The 21195-nt window shown below is 42.4% G+C and carries 23 protein-coding genes; 3 read left to right on the top strand and 20 right to left on the bottom strand.

Annotated features, from left to right (window positions below):
• Nucleotides 1-43: 43 nt before the first annotated feature.
• Complete coding sequence (locus AC3IRX_RS09190) at nucleotides 44-433, bottom strand: HIT family protein (protein ID WP_489209891.1); 390 nt, start codon at nucleotides 431-433, stop codon at nucleotides 44-46.
• Nucleotides 434-473: 40 nt separating this feature from the next.
• A complete protein-coding gene (gene greA / locus AC3IRX_RS09185) occupies nucleotides 474-944 on the bottom strand; it encodes a transcription elongation factor GreA (RefSeq protein WP_459084630.1) in 471 nt (156 codons plus the stop codon).
• A gap of 88 nt (nucleotides 945-1032) precedes the next feature.
• Between greA and AC3IRX_RS09180 the strand changes: the two genes are divergently transcribed.
• Nucleotides 1033-1497, top strand: a complete 465-nt coding sequence (locus AC3IRX_RS09180) for a hypothetical protein (RefSeq protein ID WP_489209889.1) — start codon at nucleotides 1033-1035, stop codon at nucleotides 1495-1497.
• 8 nt (nucleotides 1498-1505) lie between these two features.
• Nucleotides 1506-1955, top strand: a complete 450-nt coding sequence (gene dtd, locus AC3IRX_RS09175; RefSeq protein WP_489209888.1) for a D-aminoacyl-tRNA deacylase — start codon at nucleotides 1506-1508, stop codon at nucleotides 1953-1955.
• A gap of 63 nt (nucleotides 1956-2018) precedes the next feature.
• On the opposite strand, the gene AC3IRX_RS09170 is transcribed toward dtd, so the two are convergent.
• The 15 genes from AC3IRX_RS09170 to AC3IRX_RS09100 all read right to left on the bottom strand — a co-directional run bounded on the left by AC3IRX_RS09170 (nucleotide 2019) and on the right by AC3IRX_RS09100 (nucleotide 15123).
• Nucleotides 2019-2525 (bottom strand): hypothetical protein, encoded by a 507-nt coding sequence (locus tag AC3IRX_RS09170; RefSeq protein ID WP_489209887.1) that lies wholly within the window; start codon nucleotides 2523-2525, stop codon nucleotides 2019-2021.
• Between the two features lie 94 nt (nucleotides 2526-2619).
• Entirely contained in the window at nucleotides 2620-3165 is a 546-nt protein-coding gene (locus tag AC3IRX_RS09165; RefSeq protein WP_489209885.1) for a hypothetical protein, read from the bottom strand.
• Nucleotides 3166-3429: 264 nt separating this feature from the next.
• Nucleotides 3430-4203: an enoyl-CoA hydratase/isomerase family protein gene (locus AC3IRX_RS09160; protein ID WP_489209883.1), complete on the bottom strand. Its 774-nt coding sequence runs from the start codon at nucleotides 4201-4203 to the stop codon at nucleotides 3430-3432.
• 4 nt (nucleotides 4204-4207) lie between these two features.
• Nucleotides 4208-5458: a glycoside hydrolase family 5 protein gene (locus AC3IRX_RS09155; protein WP_489209881.1), complete on the bottom strand. Its 1251-nt coding sequence runs from the start codon at nucleotides 5456-5458 to the stop codon at nucleotides 4208-4210.
• Between the two features lie 49 nt (nucleotides 5459-5507).
• On the bottom strand, nucleotides 5508-8015 hold the full coding sequence (paaZ, locus tag AC3IRX_RS09150) for a phenylacetic acid degradation bifunctional protein PaaZ (RefSeq protein WP_489209880.1): 2508 nt from the start codon (nucleotides 8013-8015) through the stop codon (nucleotides 5508-5510).
• 11 nt (nucleotides 8016-8026) lie between these two features.
• Nucleotides 8027-8443: a PaaI family thioesterase gene (locus AC3IRX_RS09145; RefSeq protein WP_489209878.1), complete on the bottom strand. Its 417-nt coding sequence runs from the start codon at nucleotides 8441-8443 to the stop codon at nucleotides 8027-8029.
• Between the two features lie 21 nt (nucleotides 8444-8464).
• Nucleotides 8465-9619, bottom strand: a complete 1155-nt coding sequence (locus AC3IRX_RS09140) for a 3-hydroxyacyl-CoA dehydrogenase NAD-binding domain-containing protein (protein ID WP_489209876.1) — start codon at nucleotides 9617-9619, stop codon at nucleotides 8465-8467.
• Nucleotides 9620-9628: 9 nt separating this feature from the next.
• On the bottom strand, nucleotides 9629-10429 hold the full coding sequence (locus tag AC3IRX_RS09135; protein WP_489209875.1) for an enoyl-CoA hydratase/isomerase family protein: 801 nt from the start codon (nucleotides 10427-10429) through the stop codon (nucleotides 9629-9631).
• 61 nt (nucleotides 10430-10490) lie between these two features.
• Nucleotides 10491-10982: a 1,2-phenylacetyl-CoA epoxidase subunit PaaD gene (gene paaD, locus AC3IRX_RS09130; RefSeq protein ID WP_489209873.1), complete on the bottom strand. Its 492-nt coding sequence runs from the start codon at nucleotides 10980-10982 to the stop codon at nucleotides 10491-10493.
• 10 nt (nucleotides 10983-10992) lie between these two features.
• The gene (paaC, locus tag AC3IRX_RS09125; protein WP_489209871.1) at nucleotides 10993-11733 is read right to left on the bottom strand and encodes a 1,2-phenylacetyl-CoA epoxidase subunit PaaC; all 741 of its coding nucleotides are present in this window, start codon (nucleotides 11731-11733) and stop codon (nucleotides 10993-10995) included.
• Between the two features lie 54 nt (nucleotides 11734-11787).
• Complete coding sequence (gene paaB, locus AC3IRX_RS09120) at nucleotides 11788-12069, bottom strand: 1,2-phenylacetyl-CoA epoxidase subunit PaaB (protein ID WP_459084644.1); 282 nt, start codon at nucleotides 12067-12069, stop codon at nucleotides 11788-11790.
• Nucleotides 12070-12094: 25 nt separating this feature from the next.
• The gene (gene paaA, locus AC3IRX_RS09115) at nucleotides 12095-13027 is read right to left on the bottom strand and encodes a 1,2-phenylacetyl-CoA epoxidase subunit PaaA (RefSeq protein ID WP_489209869.1); all 933 of its coding nucleotides are present in this window, start codon (nucleotides 13025-13027) and stop codon (nucleotides 12095-12097) included.
• Nucleotides 13028-13042: 15 nt separating this feature from the next.
• On the bottom strand, nucleotides 13043-13294 hold the full coding sequence (locus AC3IRX_RS09110; RefSeq protein ID WP_459084646.1) for a hypothetical protein: 252 nt from the start codon (nucleotides 13292-13294) through the stop codon (nucleotides 13043-13045).
• Nucleotides 13295-13322: 28 nt separating this feature from the next.
• Nucleotides 13323-14411, bottom strand: a complete 1089-nt coding sequence (locus AC3IRX_RS09105; RefSeq protein ID WP_489209867.1) for a 2Fe-2S iron-sulfur cluster-binding protein — start codon at nucleotides 14409-14411, stop codon at nucleotides 13323-13325.
• Nucleotides 14412-14523: 112 nt separating this feature from the next.
• On the bottom strand, nucleotides 14524-15123 hold the full coding sequence (locus tag AC3IRX_RS09100) for a TetR/AcrR family transcriptional regulator (protein WP_489209866.1): 600 nt from the start codon (nucleotides 15121-15123) through the stop codon (nucleotides 14524-14526).
• A 180-nt stretch (nucleotides 15124-15303) separates the two neighbouring features.
• Here AC3IRX_RS09100 and clpB point away from each other — a divergent pair, with 180 nt between their 5' ends.
• On the top strand, nucleotides 15304-17898 hold the full coding sequence (clpB, locus tag AC3IRX_RS09095) for an ATP-dependent chaperone ClpB (protein ID WP_489209864.1): 2595 nt from the start codon (nucleotides 15304-15306) through the stop codon (nucleotides 17896-17898).
• A gap of 57 nt (nucleotides 17899-17955) precedes the next feature.
• Here clpB and AC3IRX_RS09090 read toward each other — a convergent pair whose 3' ends face one another.
• The 3 genes from AC3IRX_RS09090 to AC3IRX_RS09080 form a co-directional block, all read right to left on the bottom strand.
• Nucleotides 17956-18792 (bottom strand): endonuclease/exonuclease/phosphatase family protein, encoded by an 837-nt coding sequence (locus tag AC3IRX_RS09090; protein ID WP_489209862.1) that lies wholly within the window; start codon nucleotides 18790-18792, stop codon nucleotides 17956-17958.
• 53 nt (nucleotides 18793-18845) lie between these two features.
• On the bottom strand, nucleotides 18846-20051 hold the full coding sequence (fabV, locus tag AC3IRX_RS09085) for an enoyl-ACP reductase FabV (protein WP_489209860.1): 1206 nt from the start codon (nucleotides 20049-20051) through the stop codon (nucleotides 18846-18848).
• A gap of 76 nt (nucleotides 20052-20127) precedes the next feature.
• Nucleotides 20128-21006 carry an SDR family oxidoreductase gene (locus AC3IRX_RS09080; RefSeq protein WP_489209858.1) on the bottom strand — a complete coding sequence of 293 codons (879 nt, stop codon included), beginning with the start codon at nucleotides 21004-21006 and terminating at the stop codon, nucleotides 20128-20130.
• Nucleotides 21007-21195: the final 189 nt, after the last annotated feature.

Below are 21195 nucleotides of genomic sequence, written 5' to 3'. Positions count from 1 at the left end.
ATTTCGCTTGATTTACTAGAAATTAATCGTGAAGCGATTTGTATTAAGCTTCTTGTATTTGCTTTTGAATCTCTTTGTACTGCTCCGCAGACAATTGCAACCTTTCGTTCATGAAATTCAGATCGGACATTTGATTCAAAGGGACTAAATGTATATGCGCGTGGGGAACTTCAAGTCCAACCACGGCTACTCCTACTCGTACGCAGTCAATTGCCTTGCCTACTTTTTTGGCAACCCCTTGAGAAAAACTCCACAGAGCATTGTAACTCTCGCTGTCCAAATCAAAGATCAAATCGACTTCTTTTTTAGGAATGACTAAAGTATGACCTTCTACAAGAGGCATGGCATCTAAAAAAGCAATGTGATGCTCATCTTCTGCCACAATGTAGGCGGGGATTTCGCGGTTGATTATCTTGCTAAAAATGGAACTCATAAAATGATCTTAAGCCTGCAATTCGTTTTGAGGCTACAATTTACAAAGTAATTTCTAAAACTTCAAAAGAAAGTTCGTTGCCATTTGGCAATTGAATCAGTGCGCTTTCACCCACTTTCTTTCCTAAAAGTCCTTTGGCAATCGGAGTACTTACCGAAATACGACCTGTCTTTAGGTCACTTTCGTTATCCGGTACAAAGGTGAATTTTTGTTCTTTCTTCGTCGCTTTATTGAATAAGCGAACCGTCGTTAGAATGGAAACCTTTGAGGTATCTAATTGGGTCTCGTCAATAACTTTTGAACTAACGATAAGGTCTTTTAATTTTGAGATTTTCATCTCGAGCATACCTTGCGCCTCTTTTGCAGCATCGTATTCTGCATTTTCGGACAAATCTCCTTTATCACGCGCTTCCGCTATTTGTTGCGTAACACGTGGTCTTTCAACACTTTCTAACTGTTCCAGCTCTACCTTCATTTTATTCAAGCCTTCTTTTGTAACGTATGTTGCCATAATTTTATATTTTTGAAAATGATAAAAAAAAATTATCCGACCATCGAGCCCGGACAATATTTTTCATTCGTATTAAAGAACAAATATAATGTATTTTTTTCTAATTCCAAGAATCAAAATCAGATTTAAAGGGATCTCATTTCTGATTATCAGTTTATTACTTCTGCAGTCTTGTAGAGATTCGCAAAACGCAATCCCTTGCTTTCCGAGTGCGACCATTCAAGTCACCATTAGCCTAAACCACCCCAATTATCAAACGCTAAGAAATGTGGGAGGATGGGTATACGTTAGTGAACAGCAATCCGGAAGTAGTGGATTAATTGTTGTAAAAACGACCGAAGGATTTCGAGTTTATGACCGGAACCCGCCCCATATTTGTCCGGGGAACAACACCACGCTCGTGGTGGAAGACAATTCCAAATTGCTTTGTCCCGCAGACCGTGCGCAGTGGAATTTATTTTCAGCCGAACCCGTATCGGGAACCAGCGTATATCCTAAATTATACCGCTACCAATACAATTCAGACAACGAATCCTTAACCTTATTTAATTAAATCGAAAAATGAAAATCGTCATACAAAGAGTCTCCCATGCAGAAGTAAAAGTAAACGATCAAATTATTGGCGCCATTAAACAAGGACTTCTACTTTTGGTCGGTATTGATGAGTCTGACAATGAACAGGATGCGGATTATCTGGTCAACAAAATCAAAAATTTGAGGATCTTTTCGGATGACCAAGGCCTAATGAATCTCTCCATTTTACAAATCGAGGGTGAAATCCTGTGTGTGAGCCAATTCACACTCATTGCCGAATACAAAAAAGGCAATCGTCCTTCTTTTATAAATGCGGCGAAACCTCCACTTGCGAAACCCCTCTTTGCCTATTTCCAATCCGAGCTAAAGAAAACGGGACTCAAAATTGAAAGCGGAGAATTTGGTGCAGACATGAAGGTATCTCTGCTCAATGACGGCCCAGTCACGATTGTCATGGATTCGAAAACAAAACAATAATCTTTTAAAACGAAGCAGCCCCCAAAATTTGGGGGCTGCTTCTTTCGATTAACATCTAAAATCTTAGTTCGTTTCCGGAACACTACTAAAGGTAAGTGAGCTTTTCATGCTCAAATCACTTGTAGGACTGCTTTTCAGTACATAAACAATTCTCTGTTGAATAGTTCCTCCCGATTTCATAATCGCATCTAAATTCTTATTGACAATGTCAAGGCTTAAGGTCGTTCCAATATTGTCAGAGATCTGATCTCTTGAAGCTACTAAAACTTCCTTGTTGCCAGAAATTAAGTAAACGGACACGGATTTAAATACTCCCATCCCCTGATCACCTGCGGAGACGGAGACTTTAGCTGTATTGGCCCGAATGTCTCTTACATTCTGACTCACTCCCATGATTTGGTTCAGTCCTGTTCCTGCCCCTACTGCTGTCAACTGAGTTGCCACTGGAGACCCTTTAGAGACTGTGAAAGAAGAATTAAAAGGCAGCGTATTCTGCAGCACCGAGGAAACCGTTGAGCAACTCACCAAAGTTGCGCTGATTACAAATGCGGATATAATAGATGATTTCATAACAAAAAGGTTTTTAATATTAAATACAAAAATAAAGTAAAAAACGGCACGAATCTAAAAAATTAGGGCCACTCCTCTTTATAAATTTGAACTCCTAGGGAGTTTCTTTCTCCACGTGAATTGTAAAATTTCCTTGAGGTGAGCTTGAAGCCATATTGCTTTTTCCCACCATTAACCAAACTTCTCCTTCACTAGGAATTTCGAGCTCCGCTGTCCGTCCGAAAGGACCATCGAGGGTACCGTCGGGATACCGAACTTGATTGACTCGAATGTTCATGTCTTTAACTTTTGTCTGAATTTGAACTTTCAATTTGCCTTTAGGCATATTGGCGAGTTTTAAAACAAACTGTTGGTTGTCATTTTTAATTTCATCCCCTAACGTAAAAGGAAGCATTTTTGCACCCGCAGAACGAACTATTTGACGATCGGTTTCTTCTCTATTGACCCCCGTCGCAAGCACTCTCTGTACATCTTCTGCCTTGTTCACTATCGAATCGGGCAGTTTCAAAAGCGAATCCTCAACCTGAGCTGAGTCCGAAATGGAAACGGAATCTACCTCCATGGCCGACGTGCTTTCAATTTTTGATTCCTTGGTACAGGACCAAAGCAATATGGGAATTAATATCCAAATTTTCTTCATTCTCTCTATCGATTAGTTGACTAATTCTCCGTAAACAGCGCCCTTGAGAGGACACCGCAACAGGTCTTAAGTTAGATACAACTAAAATTGTTCCAATCTGATCCGCACGCATCAAATTCCGGCTTTCCCTTGCAATTTGGTTAGGGATGAAATTTTGATTTATAAAAAAAAGCCCACTTTAATCGCAATTAAAATGGGCTTTAAACTTTAGCGTGTATGCCTTCACTTCTTGTATATACAAGGATTGACCTATAGGATTAACGTCTATTTTCTTAAACGCAACTTAATCGCTTCAATACTTTGTTTGGCGCTGGGCTCAAGGATTAAAGAAGCGCTCATTTGAACGCGCTCAGGCGTTAAGTCTTTGAAATGCTCTGTATTTTCCCAGGAAACTTTCTTGATTAAAGAAAGTGCCTCTGGACTTCGAGAGTCTAGAGTTTCTAAAAACCCTTCTAAATGCGTATCCATTTGTTCGATCGTATCGAAAATCTTGTGGTAAACCCCATGGGAGAGTCCCCACTGCGCATCTCGAAATTCTGCATCAATCGCCATTGCAGCGAACTGGGACTTCCCTATTTTTCTTTCCACATAAGGTCCAATCACAAAAGGTCCAATTCCCAAATTGATTTCAGTCAGAGCAAAGCTTGCCTGCTTCGTGGCAAAACAATAATCCGCTCCACAAGCGATGCCTACGCCTCCACCTGTGGTTTTCCCTTGCACACGAACCACAGTGATTTTCCCGCAACTACGCATCGCATCAAGGACTTTGGCAAAACCTTCGAAGAACCGTTTTGAACTTTCTAAGTCCTCTACGGCAAGTAAGTCTTCAAAACTAGCTCCTGCACAAAATGCTTTCTCTCCCCCCGATTGAATCAATAGTGCTTTTACCTCCTTTTTGGACGCTGCTTCTAAAATTTCATCGGCTAAACGTTGCAGAATCTCTCCGGGTAAGGAGTTGCTTTTCTCAGTCGCAAATGTAATTGTGGCAATTGAATTTTTGATTTCAACCTCAACGGTTCCTCTTGGTTCTTGGTTCATGTTTTTAAGGTTTCATCCCGAGTGCTTTGGTATAGCCCTCAAGTTTTACGTTATTTTTAAATTTCATATTCTCGAGAAGTTCGTTAAGCGCTGCTTTTACCTTTTCTTGGTCAGGCCTTCCCTCACGAATTTTATCAAAGGAACTTTTATCTTTTTTCGTGTACTCTACGATCAAATCCCAATCTTTCGGTTTTGGAATGTACACCATCCCCGCTTTGGGCACCATCTTTTTATAAGGCCAAAACGTCCATCCTATATTGTTCTCTTCAAGTGTGATTCGAAACTTCTCTACCCATTCGTCTGTATTCTCTCCGGTCTCTCCCATAAACATGGGCAAGTTCACCTTCTCTCTGAAATCAAGAAAATCCTGAATGTCTTTCTTGTCGGTTCCACTCCAATAGCGATGGGGCGAATACACTAAATTGCGATCAAACTTCCAATCTTTAAAAACTGAAAAATTACTGTTCCACTGAGCGCCCCCAAGAATTAAAATATGGTTTTTATCCACTTTTCTAATTTCTGCAGCGGCTCTCTTGTATAGTGGTTCAAGCGCCGTGTTCAAGACTCCGTAATCCTTTTCGAAGTAATGGGCAATCGGTTCATTTAATAAATCATAGCCCAGAATGCTGGTCTCGTTTTGGTAGCGTGCGGCAATCTGCTTCCAGATGTCTACGAACTGATCTTGGTACGCTTTCTCTGTAAACAACCAAGGATACCCATAACTATCGTCTATATTATCTCCTGTTTGTCCCCCAGGGGCCACGTGCATATCTAAAATGACATAAAGATCATTTTGCTTGCACCATTGAATCACCTCATCCAAAATTTCAAAACCATCCTGCTTCCCCGTTAGTCCCAGATAGTCCTCGTCGGTAAATTGCTTATAATGGAAGGGCACACGAACGGTATTCATTCCCGTAGATTTAATGTATTTAATATCCTCCTTTGTGATGTAATTCTTCTTGAATTTGCGCCAAAATTCTTTCGTGAATTCAGGACCTACCATTTCACTAAATGCCTGATTAATTAAGCGGTAAGAAGACACTTGTTCAAAGAAAAACATATAGCCTTCTGGATTCAGCCAGTTCCCGACATTGGTTCCTTGAATTAGAAACTTCTGATGGTCTGGTGTATACAAGTTCTGCCCGTCTACGTAAATGTAGTTGGTTTTAAGCGAGGGTTTCTGCGCAGTTGCAAAACAAAAACACAAAAGGAAACTAACTAAGTAAGCTTTAAAAGGGATCGATTGAGTCATAAATAAATTAATTTAAGACGTAATATATAACTTATTTCTCAAAATGAGACTATAGAATTTCAATTTCAGGAATGAGTCCAAATTGAGAAAAATGATGAGTGAAATGCTTTTGGTGGAAAAGCTCCCACATTTCCTTATTAATGAGTCCAAATTTCGGATGTCCCATTTCCGCCTGAGGATTCTCTTTGAAATAAATTAGAAACGCTGTAAAAGCCTCCATCAATTTCTCTTTCGCCTGTTCTAGGTTTTTGTATTTCAATTCCGCAAGACCTTCTGGGGGAAGTCCTGGGTATTTAAGGCCTTTACGAATCGGACTAAATCGGTAAAGCCAATTTCTTAACTCCTCAATCATCTCCTCGGATTCTAAAGTATCTTCTGCTATAATTTCACCGGTTGACATCCTTAAAAATTCTTCAAGATGCTCTAGCATGTGCTGGGCTTTCATTTTTCCCCATAAAGGCTCACGCTCTGGAGAAAGACCCGATAGTAACTCTTTGATTGCATCTCGATTCAGAGAAATAAACGGCGACTTTTTGGCCACCAAAGTTAAAATTGTGGCTACACAAACCACTTCCTCTCTTTGATTCACGACTTCCACAAGCCATTTAACGACTCCTGACGGAACATTTCGGCCTTTAACGCCTCTGTTAATCTTTTCTTTAGCGGTCAAATACACCTGGATGGTATCGCCTGCGTACACCGGCTTAAAGAAACTTGCATTCTCAAGTCCATAATTGGCAATGACCGGCCCTTTTTTCCCTGATACGAACAGTCCTGCTGCCGCGGATAAAATAAAATACCCGTGCGCCACGGTTTGATCGAAGATCGTTCCGCTCAAACTTGTTTGATCCGTATGGGCATAAAAATGATCCCAAGATACGTTTGCAAAATTGACAATATCGGCCTGAGTCACAGTTCGGCCTTGAGTTTCTAAAGAGTCTCCAATCTGCACCTCTTCAAAATAGTTTTGAAAAGGATGCTTGTCGCTCATCCTTCGTTTTGCTCCTGGTGTATGGATTTTGGTGATCGCACGAAGCATATCCGGAGATCCTTGAATTGCCGTTTTTTGAAGGAAAAAATGAAGTCCATTCAAACCTCCTAGTTCTTCTCCTCCTCCTGCTCGGCCCGGTCCGCCGTGGTTTAGTGTGGGAAGCGGAGATCCGTGTCCAGTCGCCTCTTTTGCATTGTCCCGATCCAAAACATAGATTCGTCCATGGGACGAAGCCATTTTCACAGCCATCTCACTAACAAAGGATTCACTATGAGAGACCACGGAACCCACCAAACTACCTTTTCCCATTTTCGCTAGCGATACCGCCTCTTCGATATCCTTGTAAGGCATGAGAGTTGAAACCGGTCCAAAGGCTTCTACTTCATGCGAAATTGTATTTGTAAAAGGATCTACGTTCAGGAAAACTTTCGGGGTCATAAATGCACCCGACTCAAAATCAGCATCTAGCAAACTATGCTTTCCGTCGTAGATTAATTCTGTTTTTTCTTTTAGAAGTTCAATTCGAGATTCAACCTCACGCCTCTGTTCCTTTCCAACCAGGGCGCCCATTCTCGTTTCTCGGTTTAGTGGATTACCGATTTTGACTCGATCGAGAGACTGAGTAAGGGCTTGTTGAACGGATTCAAGTTGCTCCTCAGGAACTAAAATTCGTCTCACGGCCGTACATTTTTGACCTGCCTTGGTTGTCATTTCTCTTTGAACCTCTTTAATAAACAAGTCAAACTCTGGAGTTCCTACTTTTGCATCCATCCCAAGAACCGAACAATTTAAACTATCGGCCTCCATATTAAACCTTACCGCCTGTCTTGAGATACTCGGCAGAGTCTTTAAGTATTTCCCAGTTGAGGCTGAACCCGTAAAGAGAACACTGTCACCGTCTTGAACATGCTTTAAAATGTCGCCCGGTTCTCCACAAACGAGCTGCAAGGCTCCTTTAGGGAGGACTCCACTTTCAATTATATCTGAGAAAACTGCATGGGTTAAATAACAACCCGGCGTTGCAGGTTTCACTACACTCGGAACCCCTGCTAAAAGAGAAGTTGAGAGTTTCTCCAGCATTCCCCAAACAGGGAAATTGTAGGCATTGATTTGAACCGAAACCCCTTCACTTGGAGTTAAAATATGGGTTCCCAAATGAGTCCCATTGGCAGAAGTCTTTTGCACTTCCCCGTCTACCCAAAAAGGTGTATTGGGCAGCATTCTCTTTGCAAGCCCGGAATAGGTGAAAAAGGTTCCAATACCGCCTTCAATGTCTACCCAAGAATCCGCGTGGGTGGCTCCTGTCTTGTAGGACAGTTCATAGTACTTTTTCTTGCGATCCAAAAGATAGATTGCAATCTTTTTCAGCATTTCTCCTCTTTGGTAAAAACTTAATCGAGACAAATTTTGGTATCCGGCATGGCGTGAAAACTCCAAGGCCTCTTCAAAATCAATCCCATACGTATCGGAAATTGCGATTAATTCACCATCCACAGCACTAAGAAGTTCAATACCTTCGCCTGCGCCCTCAACCCATTGGTCTTTGATATAATTTTTTAATTTCATTTTTTCTCTTCTTATAATTCTGAAACTTTCTTTCCAATTTTATACACGGTTCCCCGAAAACTCGCCACGAGTACTTGGTTTTGGTTTTTCACTTCAATTTCATAGATCCCCGTCTTTCTTGTATCGTGAATTTGCCTACTTTCTGCTCGAAGAACATCGCCTAGCTTTACTTGCTTCGTGAAATTAATGTGGCAACTAAGCGCAACGCTTGCCTCGTCCAAATTGTTCGACGAAAGCGCTAGGGCACTGTCAGCAAGAGAAAAAGTCACGCCTCCATGCACGGTACGAAGTCCATTAATCATCTCGCTTCGAATGGGCATTTCAAGTAGGCAATAATGATCTCGCACTTCAAGGAGTTCAATCCCCAACCATTGGGAAAAGAAATCTTGAGCGAGCATTTTCGTGGCATTTTCTAATGAACTTGACATAGTGAAAAATATAAGGAAGTGTTAGTGTAATTTTGCAAGATCTTGAAACAAGGGGCTCGAACGGTAACGCTCTTCTTGATACCGAATGTACAATTGATTAAGAGTTTCGTGCAAAGTTTGATACCCAATTTCTTTTCCCCAAGCGAGCAGTCCTTTGGGATAGTTCACGCCGCGAAGCATGGCCAATTCCAAATCTTCATCGCTTGCGACTTGAAGACGCTTGGCTTCAAGGGCTTCATTAACGAGCATGGACAAAATGCGAAGAAAAATAGCCTCTGCCTTCGAATCCTCAAGACATATGGCCGCTGAAGCTTCTTCTCTTGGATACGAATAAAAGCCTCTTCCTGTTTTGCGTCCTAAGCGCTTGGCTTCACTCATGCGCTGTTGCAAGAGTGAGGGCTTGTATTTTGGATCGTAAAAAAAATCCTGATAAACACTTTGCGTCACCGCAAAATTCACATCGATCCCGATTAAATCCATCAGTTCAAAAGGTCCCATGCGAAACCCTCCTTTGGACTTCATAACAAAGTCGATTTCCTCTGGCGTTGCGAGATTTTCCTCCACAAGGCGAAGGGCCTCTCCGTAAAAAGGTCTTGCAATTCGGTTCACAATGAAACCCGGAAGATCTTTTGCAACCACAGGCTCTTTCCCCCAACTTCTTAAAGTCTCTACGAGCTCATCCGCTAGGGTGGGCTCGGTTACTAAACCCGGTATAATTTCCACGAGTGGCATTAATGGAGCAGGGTTGAAAAAATGGATCCCTACAAACCGCTCCGGATATTGCAAATCCGAACTTAAAGAGGTAATGGAAATTGAGGAGGTATTGCTTGCGAGTATGCAGGTGGAATCTACCTCACGTTCCAGTACTTTAAAAACTTCTTTTTTGATCTGCGCATTCTCCACAATTGCTTCGATGACTAGGTCACAAGATTTTAATTCAGACAATTCAGATACTTGCTGAAGTCTTTGGAGCATTTGCTTTTTACTTTCTTCTTCGAGCTTTCCTTTTTCGAGCATACGGCCTAGTTGGCGATCCAAGCCTTCTATGGATTTTTTCATTTGTTCGGAGCTCGTGTCGTACAAAAGAACTTCACTCCCTGCGGCAAGAGCTACTTGTACAATTCCAATTCCCATGGCCCCTGCGCCCACGACGCCCACTTTTTCAAATTTCCTCATTCTTACCTTTTACCTTCCTTTAAAATCAGGTTCTCTTTTGTTTATAAATGCGTGGACGCCTTCACTAAAATCCTCGGACTCGGCCGCGACTTGTTGCAAAATGCCCTCCACGTCTAATTGTTCTTTTAATTTATTCTCAAAGGATTCATGGAATGCCTTTTTTGTCAGCCCAATGGCTTTGGTGGGAAGATTGCAAAGGGACTCTAAAATTTCCATGGATTTTATTTCAAACTCGTCCTCTTCAAAAACTTCTTGAGTGAGTCCTAAGCTTAGTGCGTGATCTGCATCTATTTTCTTACCTGTAAAGGCTAAATAACTAGCCATCTGTGGACCTACGAGTTTGGGCAAATAATAGGTGGCTGCTGTATCGGGTATGAGCCCGATCTTCACAAAAGCAAAGGAAAAATAGGCCGCTTTGCTAGAAAGTGAAAAATCACAAAGAATAGACAAACTAGCCCCTGCCCCTACGGCAGCACCGTGCACCAAGGCCACAATCGGCTTTTTGCACTGCGCGATTTCTTTCACAAGTGGATTGTAATATTCAATTATAAAGCGCTGAACGCTTCTTTCGTTTTTTATGTCACCAAAACTTAATGCTTCTTTTAAGTTTTGCCCAGCACAAAATGCTTTTCCCTCTCCCTTGATGGCAATGCAACGAACCCGATCGCTTTTGCTGGCTTCTTGGACCGCATGCTTAAGCTCTTGAAGCATTTGCATGGTAAGACTGTTATAGCTCTGCGGCTGGTCCAAGACCAAAAGCAAAAGCTTCCCGTCAAAATGAGTCTCGGTTCTAATTTGTGAAAATGTCATAGTAATGAAATTTAATATTTGTAGCTCAACTTAAAGGAATCTTATCCTATACAAAGTCTCGCTAATGGCATTTAAAATAATCAAATGGCTCTAAGCAATCTAAACATTGATAGGTTGCTTTGCACAAGGTCGATCCATATCGACTGAGTTGCTCGGTATTTTTTGAAGAGCACCTAGGACAAGGTTTACTCGTATGCAAATGGGATAATTTGGCTCCTTTTTCAGGTGGAAGAATTCCATATTCTAATAATTTTTCTCGTCCTCGATCGCTAATCCAATCCGTAGTCCATGCAGGAGAGATTACATTTTTCACCTCCGCTAAGATCCCATGACTCTTAAACAAAGCCTCGATATCCTCCTTAATGGTAAACATAGCAGGACAGGCGGAATAGGTAGGGGTAATCTCTATTTCTACGTGCGTGTCTGAGGAAATTGAAACGCGACGAACGATTCCCAAATCGACAATACTAATTACTGGAATTTCTGGATCGGGAATTTCCTCAAGTAGAGTCGTAATATGCTTAGGCGTCATCTCCATGGATTCAAACTTCATTTTAAGAGGATTACCATTCACAACCCGGATAGGCTCTTTGCATGTATTGGAGTTCACATAAGATATAGCCGAAATGCTCCGTATGGACCCCTTTCCGACTTCCTTTTTGCATAAATTCATTCTCTGGAACCTCCAGTCCCAATGCACCGAAATCCTTAGCAAGTGCAAGTGACCAATTGGATTTCAATTTGTGGCTATCGGCCGCTAAGTTCAATTCAGCAAGATTTCGTTCCCCTTGCGTCTCATCAAATAGTCCTCCCGTATATTCCCAGAGATTCTCTAGCGCCTGAGTCAATCGTTCCTTACTTTCTGAGGTTCCCTGTTGCATAATCTCGAGCCACATCCGGGCGTGAGTATAATGGTAGCGGACTTCTTTCAGAGATTTCTCAGCGATTCCAGCTAAGCTAGCGTCTTCACTTGACAAAAGAGCCGTATAGAGTTCTTTCTGATACAGAGCGAAAAAATAAACTTTCAAAATCGTTTGAGCGTAGTCTCCATTGGGAAGCTCTACGAACTGAGCGTTTAGATACTGGTTTTCATATCTCAAAAAAGCAAGGTCATCCGGAGTCTTTCCGTTTCCACTGAGTTCCGAAGCGTACGAGTAAAGATGATTGCTTTGCCCTAAGTAGTCAAGGGCAATATTGGTAAGGGCAATGTCCTCTTCCAAATAGGGACCCTTCCCACACCATTCGGCGAGTCTTTGTCCCATGATAAGGGTATCGTCTGCAAGCTTTAATAAATAGTTCTTCATTGTTTTCATTTAGCGTAAGAATTCGAAGGATTAGCCCCCTTCCTTCTTACGTAATTACATGTTTTTTACGTCGTTCGGGATTTGATAAAAGGTCGGATGACGGTATAATTTATCATCTGCAGGATCGAAAAAGGATTCTTTGTCGACGCCTTCACTGGTAAAAACATATTTACTTGGAACCACCCATAGGGAAGTCCCTTCTTTTCTTCTTGTATATACATCGCGCGCATTCTGCAATGCCATTTCCACGCTTGCTGCTTGTACAGTGCCGGCGTGTTTATGTGAAAGACCGGGCTTGGTTTGAATAAACACTTCCCATACATCTAACTGACTCATCGTAAACTTTTTTTCTTTATTGATATTACTTGCTGTTCTGCTTTTTTGAAAACTCGCTCGCGGCTTCTCGCAGCCAAGCATTTTCATTCCATGCTTTTTGTTTGGTTTCTAGGCGCTTTTTGTTGCACGGTCCATTGCCCATTAAGACTTCGGTAAATTCATCCCAAGGCAATTCCGAAAATTCATAATGCCCCGTTTCTTCGTTTAGGGAAAGGGACGGATCCGGAATCACGAGACCTAAGAATTCAGCCTGAGGCACTGTGACATCGACAAAACGCTGTCTTAAATCATCGTTGCTTTCGCGTTTCACGCGGTAATTCATTGATTTTTGTGAATTTGTAGAATCCTTATCGTTTGGACCAAACATCATGAGCGCGGGCCACCAAAAGCGATTCAGCGCCTCTTGGGCCATTTGCTTTTGCTCCTTGGTTCCTCGGCAAAGGGTCATTAAGATTTCATAGCCTTGTCTTTGGTGAAAGGATTCCTCCTTACAAATCCTGACCATGGCTCTTGCGTAGGGTCCATAGGAATTCCCCATCAGCATGACTTGATTCATGATGGCTGCACCATCCACCAGCCAACCAATGGCACCTATGTCCGCCCAACTTAAGGTCGGATAGTTAAAAATACTCGAGTATTTTGCTTTGCCACTAAGCATGTCTAAATAAGTAGAATCCCGGTCTGCTCGAAGGGAGCCATCGTTTAGGGTCTCGCTTGCGGCATAAAGATAAAGTCCATGACCTGCCTCGTCTTGAATTTTGGCCAAAAGTGCCATCTTTCGTCGTAAGCTAGGCGCCCGGGATATCCAATTGGCCTCTGGCAGCATGCCCACCACTTCCGAATGCGCATGTTGTGAAATTTGCCGCACGAGTAATTTGCGATAATCTTCCGGCATTACATCCTTGGGTTCCACTTTATTTTCTTCCTGTACATACTGTACAAATCGTTCTAAATCCATCTTCGTTTCTTTTTATTACGCGATACTCCAATCGTCCTTCACGTACAAACCCAATTTGCCGTCGACAAACTCGCCCACGACAAAGGTGATGGTTTTGTAATCTCCTCGTATCTCGTATTCATTAAAAAAGTAAGGCTGCCCTTCGGTAGGACCCCAAACTTCAATTTTTCTATCGGTGCAATGCCAATAATGGTTCCAAATATTCAAACCCTCGACTTTGTATTCTTTATCCACTTCGATTAGGGATGCAAATTTCCACTCGCTCATGATTAGACTTCTTTTATCGTTAAACTTACTAAACGTCGTAATTTAACATCACAACGTTTGTGACGGGATGCGCTTGACAGGTCAAAACAAACCCGTTTTCCACCTCTTGTTCGGTAAGGGCGAAATTCTTTTCCATAAAGACTTCCCCTTCCAATACCTGGGCTTTGCAAGTGCAACAAACGCCCCCTTTGCACGCGAACGGCACGGGCAGTTGATCTTTTAAAGCCTGGTCTAAGATACTGTTTTTCTTTGAATTAAGATGAAAGGAGTACTCATCGTCATCTATAATAACGGTGACCATACTCTCAATATTAGCAATAGCTTTGAATTCCTCACTCATCTCGGAACTCCCTTCTTCGTCAGGAGGTGTATAGTATTCATAAAGCACTTGCAAGGAAGGGACTTTCTTCTCCGTTTTTAAATAGGAAGAAATGTCTTTGATCATTTCACTAGGTCCACAAAGGAAGTAGGTACTCTCAGAAATTGGAATCTCCGTGTATTTCTCGAGTAGCGCTTCTAATTTTGGGGAAGTGATTCGACCCTCGAACAATTCGCCCTCCAGGTGACGGTCTCGGGACAAAAGATAAACTACTTTTAGTCGACCTTCAAACTGCTTTTCTAGTTGCTCAAGTTGTTCTTTAAATAAAATATGATCATAGCTTCTGTTGCTAAAAAACAGGAATGCATGCGATTCAGGCTCTTGATAAAGGGCTTCTTTCAAATTGGAAAGCACCGGAGAGATTCCACTTCCCGCAGCAATCCCTATATAATACTTCTGGTTGCTAGGATGATAATGGGTGTAAAAATGCCCTAAAGGAGGCATAACATCCAAAAAGTCCCCTACTTTTAGCTGCGTATTCAAATACCCAGAGACTCTCCCCTCATCTAAATGTTTGATTAGAACTTCGAGCTCCGAGTTGTTTTCAGACGGTGCATTGACAATCGAATAGGATCGACGAAGATCCTCCCCGTCTTGAAAAATTCGAAGGGTCAGGTACTGACCTTGTTTGAATCGATAAAGAGGCGCAAGTGAACTTGGCACTTCAAGCGATAGGTGAATGCAGTCGTTTGCCTGCCGTGACACTTGGGTCACTTTTAGAGAATGAAAATGATGCATAATAGGTAAATTCAGTTCCTTTGGGAAACTAAACAAATATAAAAAAAAAACCTAATCTGCCCGTTTCAAAACAACCGCCTTACACTCAGCTTTTTATACGATATAAAGATTTCTACTTTGCTCCCGCTTCCTCAAGCGACGGCCATAGAAAACAGACGGTCAATCGACTCTGAATGTCTTCAATCACGAGCTCGAGCTGCGGATTCTCTGCATCCATGTAATGTGGAATGCTATTTAAAAAATTGGCCAAAATCTTAAGCGATCCTTTGGGTCCTAGAAATGCTTTTTGCTTGAGCAGAGGAAATGCTCGATCCATAATTCCTAAAATCATCTGGTGGTACTTAAGTTCCATTTGATTGTATTTATCGAACTGCTGAGGATCGACCAAATGGCGGTATTTCTTATACACTTGAAACGATTCAAAATTCGTGGTCACCACCTCAAGATGGCGACGCACATAATTTTTAAACCGATCGATATCGGATCCTTCAAAGTTCTTTATAAGTAGTTCCCCTTCCACCATAACCTCGTACATTTCATCGCAAATATGGGTTAAGATATCCACCTTAGACTTAAAATGCGAGTAAAGAGAGGCCGCTTTGATTTCATGGTGCAGAGCTAAATCTCGCATGGAGGTTTCTACATACCCATTTTGGCAAAACAGGGTGGTGGCAGTGGAGAGAATCTCACGCTGCTTGCGGGTTAATTTCATATTGTGGTTTTGGCTAATTTAAAAAAAAATCTTGTAACCACTCGCAAAAGAATTGCAAGTAAATTTTCGGTAAAAATGGCCTGAAATCTTGCAAATCAATTTTAAAATACGGTAAAAATGACCACATTCTTTAATTTGAACGCTTTTTGATGGAGTGTTTGCAAACAACACCAATACCAAATGAATTTAAACCAATTTACCGTCAAATCCCAAGAAGCGATTCAAAAGGCGCAGCAGATCGCGATGGAATTTGGACACCAAAGTATAGAGCCTCAGCATTTGCTTGAGGGCATTTTGCAAATCGAGGACTCCATTTCTTCTTTTCTTTTGAAAAAATCAGAAGTGGAATTAACTCTTCTGAAGCAAAGAAATAGAGAAAGTTTAGAATCGATTGCGAAAGTAGAAGGAGGCAGTCAATACCTTTCTAATACCACGACAAAAATCTTAATGGAGGCGGCCAACCTTGCCAAAAAAATGGGAGACGAATTTGCAACCCTTGAGCATTTATGGTTAGCCCTTTTGGAGGTCAATTCAAGCGTCTCTACTCTTCTAAAAGACATGGGCGTTCGAAAATCTCTTCTCGAAGGTGCCATCAAAGAATTAAGAAAAGGCACCACGGCCAATTCCGCAAGTGCGGAAGACTCCTACCAAAGCCTAAGCAAATATGCGAAAAATTTGAACCAGCTTGCCAGCGAAGGCAAACTAGATCCCGTCATTGGACGAGACGAAGAAATAAGACGAGTGCTTCAAATTCTTTCGCGAAGAACCAAAAACAACCCGATTCTAATTGGGGAACCCGGCGTGGGTAAAACAGCCATTGCCGAAGGGATTGCCCACCGAATCATCAACGGCGATGTGCCCGAAAACTTGATGGACAAAACCCTATTCTCTCTGGATATGGGCGCGTTAATCGCGGGTGCAAAATACAAAGGAGAATTTGAAGAAAGGCTCAAAAACGTGGTTAACGAAGTCACTAAGTCTGAGGGACAGATCATTCTGTTTATCGATGAGATTCACACACTTGTTGGCGCAGGGGGCGGCGAAGGCGCTATGGACGCCGCCAATATACTAAAGCCTGCACTGGCAAGAGGGGAATTAAGAGCTGTGGGAGCCACCACCCTAAACGAGTACCAAAAGCACTTTGAAAAAGACAAAGCATTAGAGAGGAGGTTTCAAAAAGTTATTGTTCAAGAACCGGACACCGAGTCGGCGATCTCCATTTTGAGAGGGATTAAAGACAAATACGAAGCCCATCACAAGGTTCGAATTAAAGACGAAGCGATTATTGCCGCCGTCGAACAATCTCAGCGCTATATTTCGGATCGATTTCTGCCGGACAAGGCCATCGATTTAATTGATGAAGCTTCTGCGAAGCTGCGAATGGAAATCAATTCAAAACCTGAGCAGTTAGATGTCTTAGACAGAAAACTAATGCAAATGGAAATTGAACTAGCCGCCATTTCGAGAGAGAGCAATGAGATCCAAATTCAACACTTGAAAGAGGACATTGCTAAGTTAAGCGATGAGCGTAACGAAATCAATGCAAAATGGCTGGCAGAAAAACAAAAATCTGAAGATCTCACAGGTATCAAGAAAGAAATTGAATCCCTGAAATTAGAAGCCGAACGTGCGGCCCGGGTTGGAGACTACGGAAAAGTCGCGGAGATCCAATACGGTCAATTGCGAGAAAAAGAAGAGGACCTTAAAACCTTGGAGCTGGAAATGCAAAACCACCAAAACGAACTCATTAAAGAGGAAGTGACGGCCGAAAACATCTCCGAGGTGATTTCCAAGTGGACTGGCATTCCTATAACCAAACTAGTGCAAAGCGAACGAGAAAAACTTTTGCACCTAGAAGACGAACTGCACAAGCGTGTCGTAGGACAACACGAAGCCATTGAGGCCGTTGCGGATGCCATCCGTAGAAACAGAGCAGGACTTAACGATGAAAAAAGACCGATTGGAAGTTTTCTTTTCTTAGGTTCTACCGGAGTGGGGAAAACCGAATTAGCCAAAGCGTTGGCCGAATTACTCTTTGATGACGAAAGCAACTTGACAAGAATTGACATGAGTGAGTACCAAGAGCGCCATTCGGTGTCAAGACTCGTGGGAGCGCCTCCAGGCTACGTGGGCTACGACGAAGGCGGTCAGCTCACAGAGGCTGTGAGAAGAAGACCCTACTCCGTCGTACTGCTTGACGAGATTGAAAAAGCGCACCCTGACGTCTTTAATACCCTTTTGCAAGTACTTGATGATGGAAGACTTACCGACAACAAAGGAAGGGTGGTCAACTTTAAAAACGCGATTATCATCATGACTTCGAATTTAGGTTCGCCACTCATTCAAGAAAACTTTGCCATCCTAGAGGAACAAAACCATGAGCAAGTGCTTGAGAAAACCAAAGACGAAGTCTTTAGCCTTTTAAAACAAACACTAAGGCCTGAATTCTTGAACCGGATTGACGAGATCGTTCTTTTCCAACCGCTAAACCGAAAAGAAATTGGAAAAATTGTTCAGTACCAACTTAGAGGGCTGAATGAAATTTTGGAGCGAAAAGGTATTTACCTTACGGCTACGGAGGATGCAGTGGATTATATCTTAAACAAAGGGTACGATCCTGCGTTTGGTGCAAGACCCCTAAAACGAGTATTGCAGCAAGAAGTCTTAAATCGACTTTCCAAAGAACTCCTTGCAGGCACCATTCAGGACGGGGAGAGAATCACGCTCGATTATTTTGAAGAAAGTGGTCTTATCTTTCGACCAACCGAACAGTAATACAACTTGCTTACTAACAAAAAACGCTCGAGTAATTTCGAGCGTTTTTTAATGGATTTATTTTCCTGAAAAATGAAGTGTGCTTACCACTGGAAAATGGTCGGAGGGATATAAGAAATTTTCTCTTCGATCCTCAATCACTCGGTAGTTTAAAGTTTTAAATCCTCGCGAGAAGATATAATCGATTCTCACTTTTGCAGGCTCCTTTGTCTCAAAACCTGTAAAGGTTCCTTTCGGACCGTACGGCTTTTTCTCAGTGTGAACGAAAGAATCGCTGAGTTCTTTTGAAAGTAGTGCAATGGGAGCCGTATCACTTTCCAGATTAAAATCGCCGGTTAAAACCACAGGATATCCCTTCGTATTTAGTTGACGTATTTTTTCAAGAATCAATTTTGCCGATTCCTCACGAGCGGTATTTCCGACATGATCAAAATGGACATTAAAGGCCCAAAACGACTTGCCGTGCTCTTTAGATGTAAAGAGTCCGTAGGAACAAATTCTTGGATACGCCGCATCCCATCCTTTGGAGGGAACCTTTGGTGTGGGCGACAGCCAAAACGTACCGCTTTGCAAAAGCTTAAATTTGGAGGCATCGTAAAAGAGGGCTGAAAATTCTCCTTTTCTCTTTCCATCGTCACGACCCACACCCACATAGCCATAGGAAGGGAGGCCTTTTTGGATGTAATCCATTTGTTCAGGCAAAGCTTCTTGCACGCCTAGAATGTCCGGCTCATAATAATTCAATAGATCCACAAGCTCGGCTGCACGTTTTGACCATGCATTTTCTTCATCTGCCTCTGTCGAAAGCCGAATGTTATACGTCATGACTTCTAGTTCTTGCGCCCACGCTAGATTCGCCACCAAAAGAAAAGTCCATAAAAATCTGTATCTCATAAGTTTTGCCTTAAGAAAAAACTTCTCCGCTAGGGAGAAGTTTTTGGGTTATTTTAAGCTTCCGATATGCTTGGAATCGGAACATTTTCGTTCGTGTCTTGCTCGTAATCTATGCCGGGCACTTCAAAGCCAAACAAGTTGAAAAAATCAGTTCGGTATCCTTCAATGTCGCTAATCTCACTTAGGTTTTCGGTGCTAACCTCTGCCCAACGTTTTGCGACCTCTTCTTGGATATCACTTGCCATTTCTAAATCATCGATTCGAATGCGGCCCTCAGGATCTAAAGGCACCACGCCGTCCTTTGTATAAAGTCTTTCGGCAAATAACCTTTGAATTTGCTCAATGGTTCCCTCATGTACCCCTTTCTCCTTCATCGCTTTGAAGAGCAATGAAATGTAAAGTGGCACCACAGGAATTGCAGAACTAGACTGCGTAACTAACGCTTTGTTCACAGAAACATAAGAACTACCGTTAAGATCCTTCAAAAGTTCGTTAAGATCCTCAACGCTTGCTTCTAAATCGTTTTTCGCTTGTCCAATGGTTCCGTTGCGGTAAATTGGATACGTAAGTTCAGGACCTATATAAGAATAAGCAACCGTTTTCACCCCTGGGGCCAAAACGCCTGCCGCTTTTAAATCTTCCATCCAGAATTTCCAATCTTCTCCTCCCATGACCGCAACTGTATTGTCAATGTCTACTGGGTCTTCCACGGGTGCAATGGTAATATCGGTGACGACTCCCGTATGAAAATCAACCGTTTTATTGGTGAAAGGAGCTCCGATGGGCTTAAGTACGGAGGAGTAACTTACTCCTGACTTGGGATGGGTACGTCTTGGAGAGGCTAGACTATAGACCACCAAATCGACCTGCCCTAAATCCTCCTTAATCAGATCAATGGTTTGTTTTTTGATTTCATCGGAAAAGGCATCGCCGTTAATACTCTTGGCGTAAAGACCTGCCTTTTTCGCTTCGTGTTCAAAGGCGGCTGTATTGTACCAACCTGCTGTTCCTAACTTTCCTTCGGAGGCAGGTTTTTCAAAGAACACACCAATGGTCGCTGCATCTGAGCCGAATGCGGCCGTTACGCGTGAGGCAATTCCAAATCCAGTGGAAGCCCCAATGACCAAAACTTTTTTGGGTCCCCCATCAATTTTACCCTTCGACTTCACGTACTTAATCTGATTCTTAAGCGTTTCCAAAGCTCCCTCTGGATGCGCAGTCAGACAAATAAACCCTCTTGTTCTTGGTTGAATTATCATAGTTTTAATGTTATTTATCGCATTACAAATTAAGTGAATTTTGCCGAATTTCACCAAACCCTTATCCTAGAAATCCTTATCCGTTCTTTTTCGCCTTAACCATCGCTTCTAACATGTCCCACATTTCCGTAGGCAATTGTTCGAGCATGTTGAACTGTCCTGCTCCTTGCAGCCATTCTCCTCCGTCCAAGGTGACCACTTCACCATTCATATAGGCTGAATAATCGGAAACCAAATAAGCCGCTAAATTAGCAAGCTCTTGATGTTCTCCTACTCTTCGAAGCGGAACTTTTTTACGCATATCAAATTTATCTGCTAAATCTCCAGGAAGTAGCCTTTCCCAAGCCCCTTGGGTCGGGAAAGGACCCGGTGCAATTGCATTAAAGCGAATTTGGTATTTTGCCCATTCCACCGCTAGGCTTCGAGTCATCGCAAGAACGCCTGCTTTCGCGCACGCCGAAGGCACGACATAGGCCGATCCTGTCCATGCATAGGTGGTCACAATATTTAATACGGTTCCTGCGATCTTATTCTCAATCCAATACTTTCCAACCGATAAGGTGCAGTTTTTGGTTCCCTTAAGTACGATATCTAATATCGAATCAAATGCGCTGTGGGTAAGGCGCTCCGTAGGAGAAATAAAGTTACCCGCGGCATTGTTGACCAGGACATCGATTTGTCCAAAGCCATTCACCGCGTCCTGCTGCATTTTCTCCACTTCGTCGTAATTTCGGACATCGCATTTTAAGGCAAGAACGTTTCCACCCGTTTCCTGCTCAAGTTCAAGGGCTGTTTTCTCCAGTTTTTCTAGGTTACGAGAGGTAATGACTACCTTCGCTCCCAAGGTCAGGAAATACCGACTCATCGCCTTTCCAAGGCCACTGCCCCCTCCTGTCACAAGAATTACTTTTCCTTTTAGTGCCTCTTTTTGAAGCATTCCTTCTGTATATTTCATCGTTTTCACTTTAGGTTTGAACTTGTGAATTTAACCAATTTTGTACAAACCCTGCCAACAGATTGTATTCAGCGAATAACGTTCGATTTTTGCTTAGGTTCGATGGGTTCATTTTTTTCCGGGATCTTTCCCTCCTTACCTTGCTCCTCGCCCTACTAAAATTTGAATTTGGATTTCCAATCGGAAGGA

Source organism: Epilithonimonas sp. KH_059 (genome assembly GCF_057838485.1).
The sequence above is the reverse complement of the archived record's forward strand: the minus strand, read 5'-3'. Positions and strand labels throughout refer to the sequence as shown.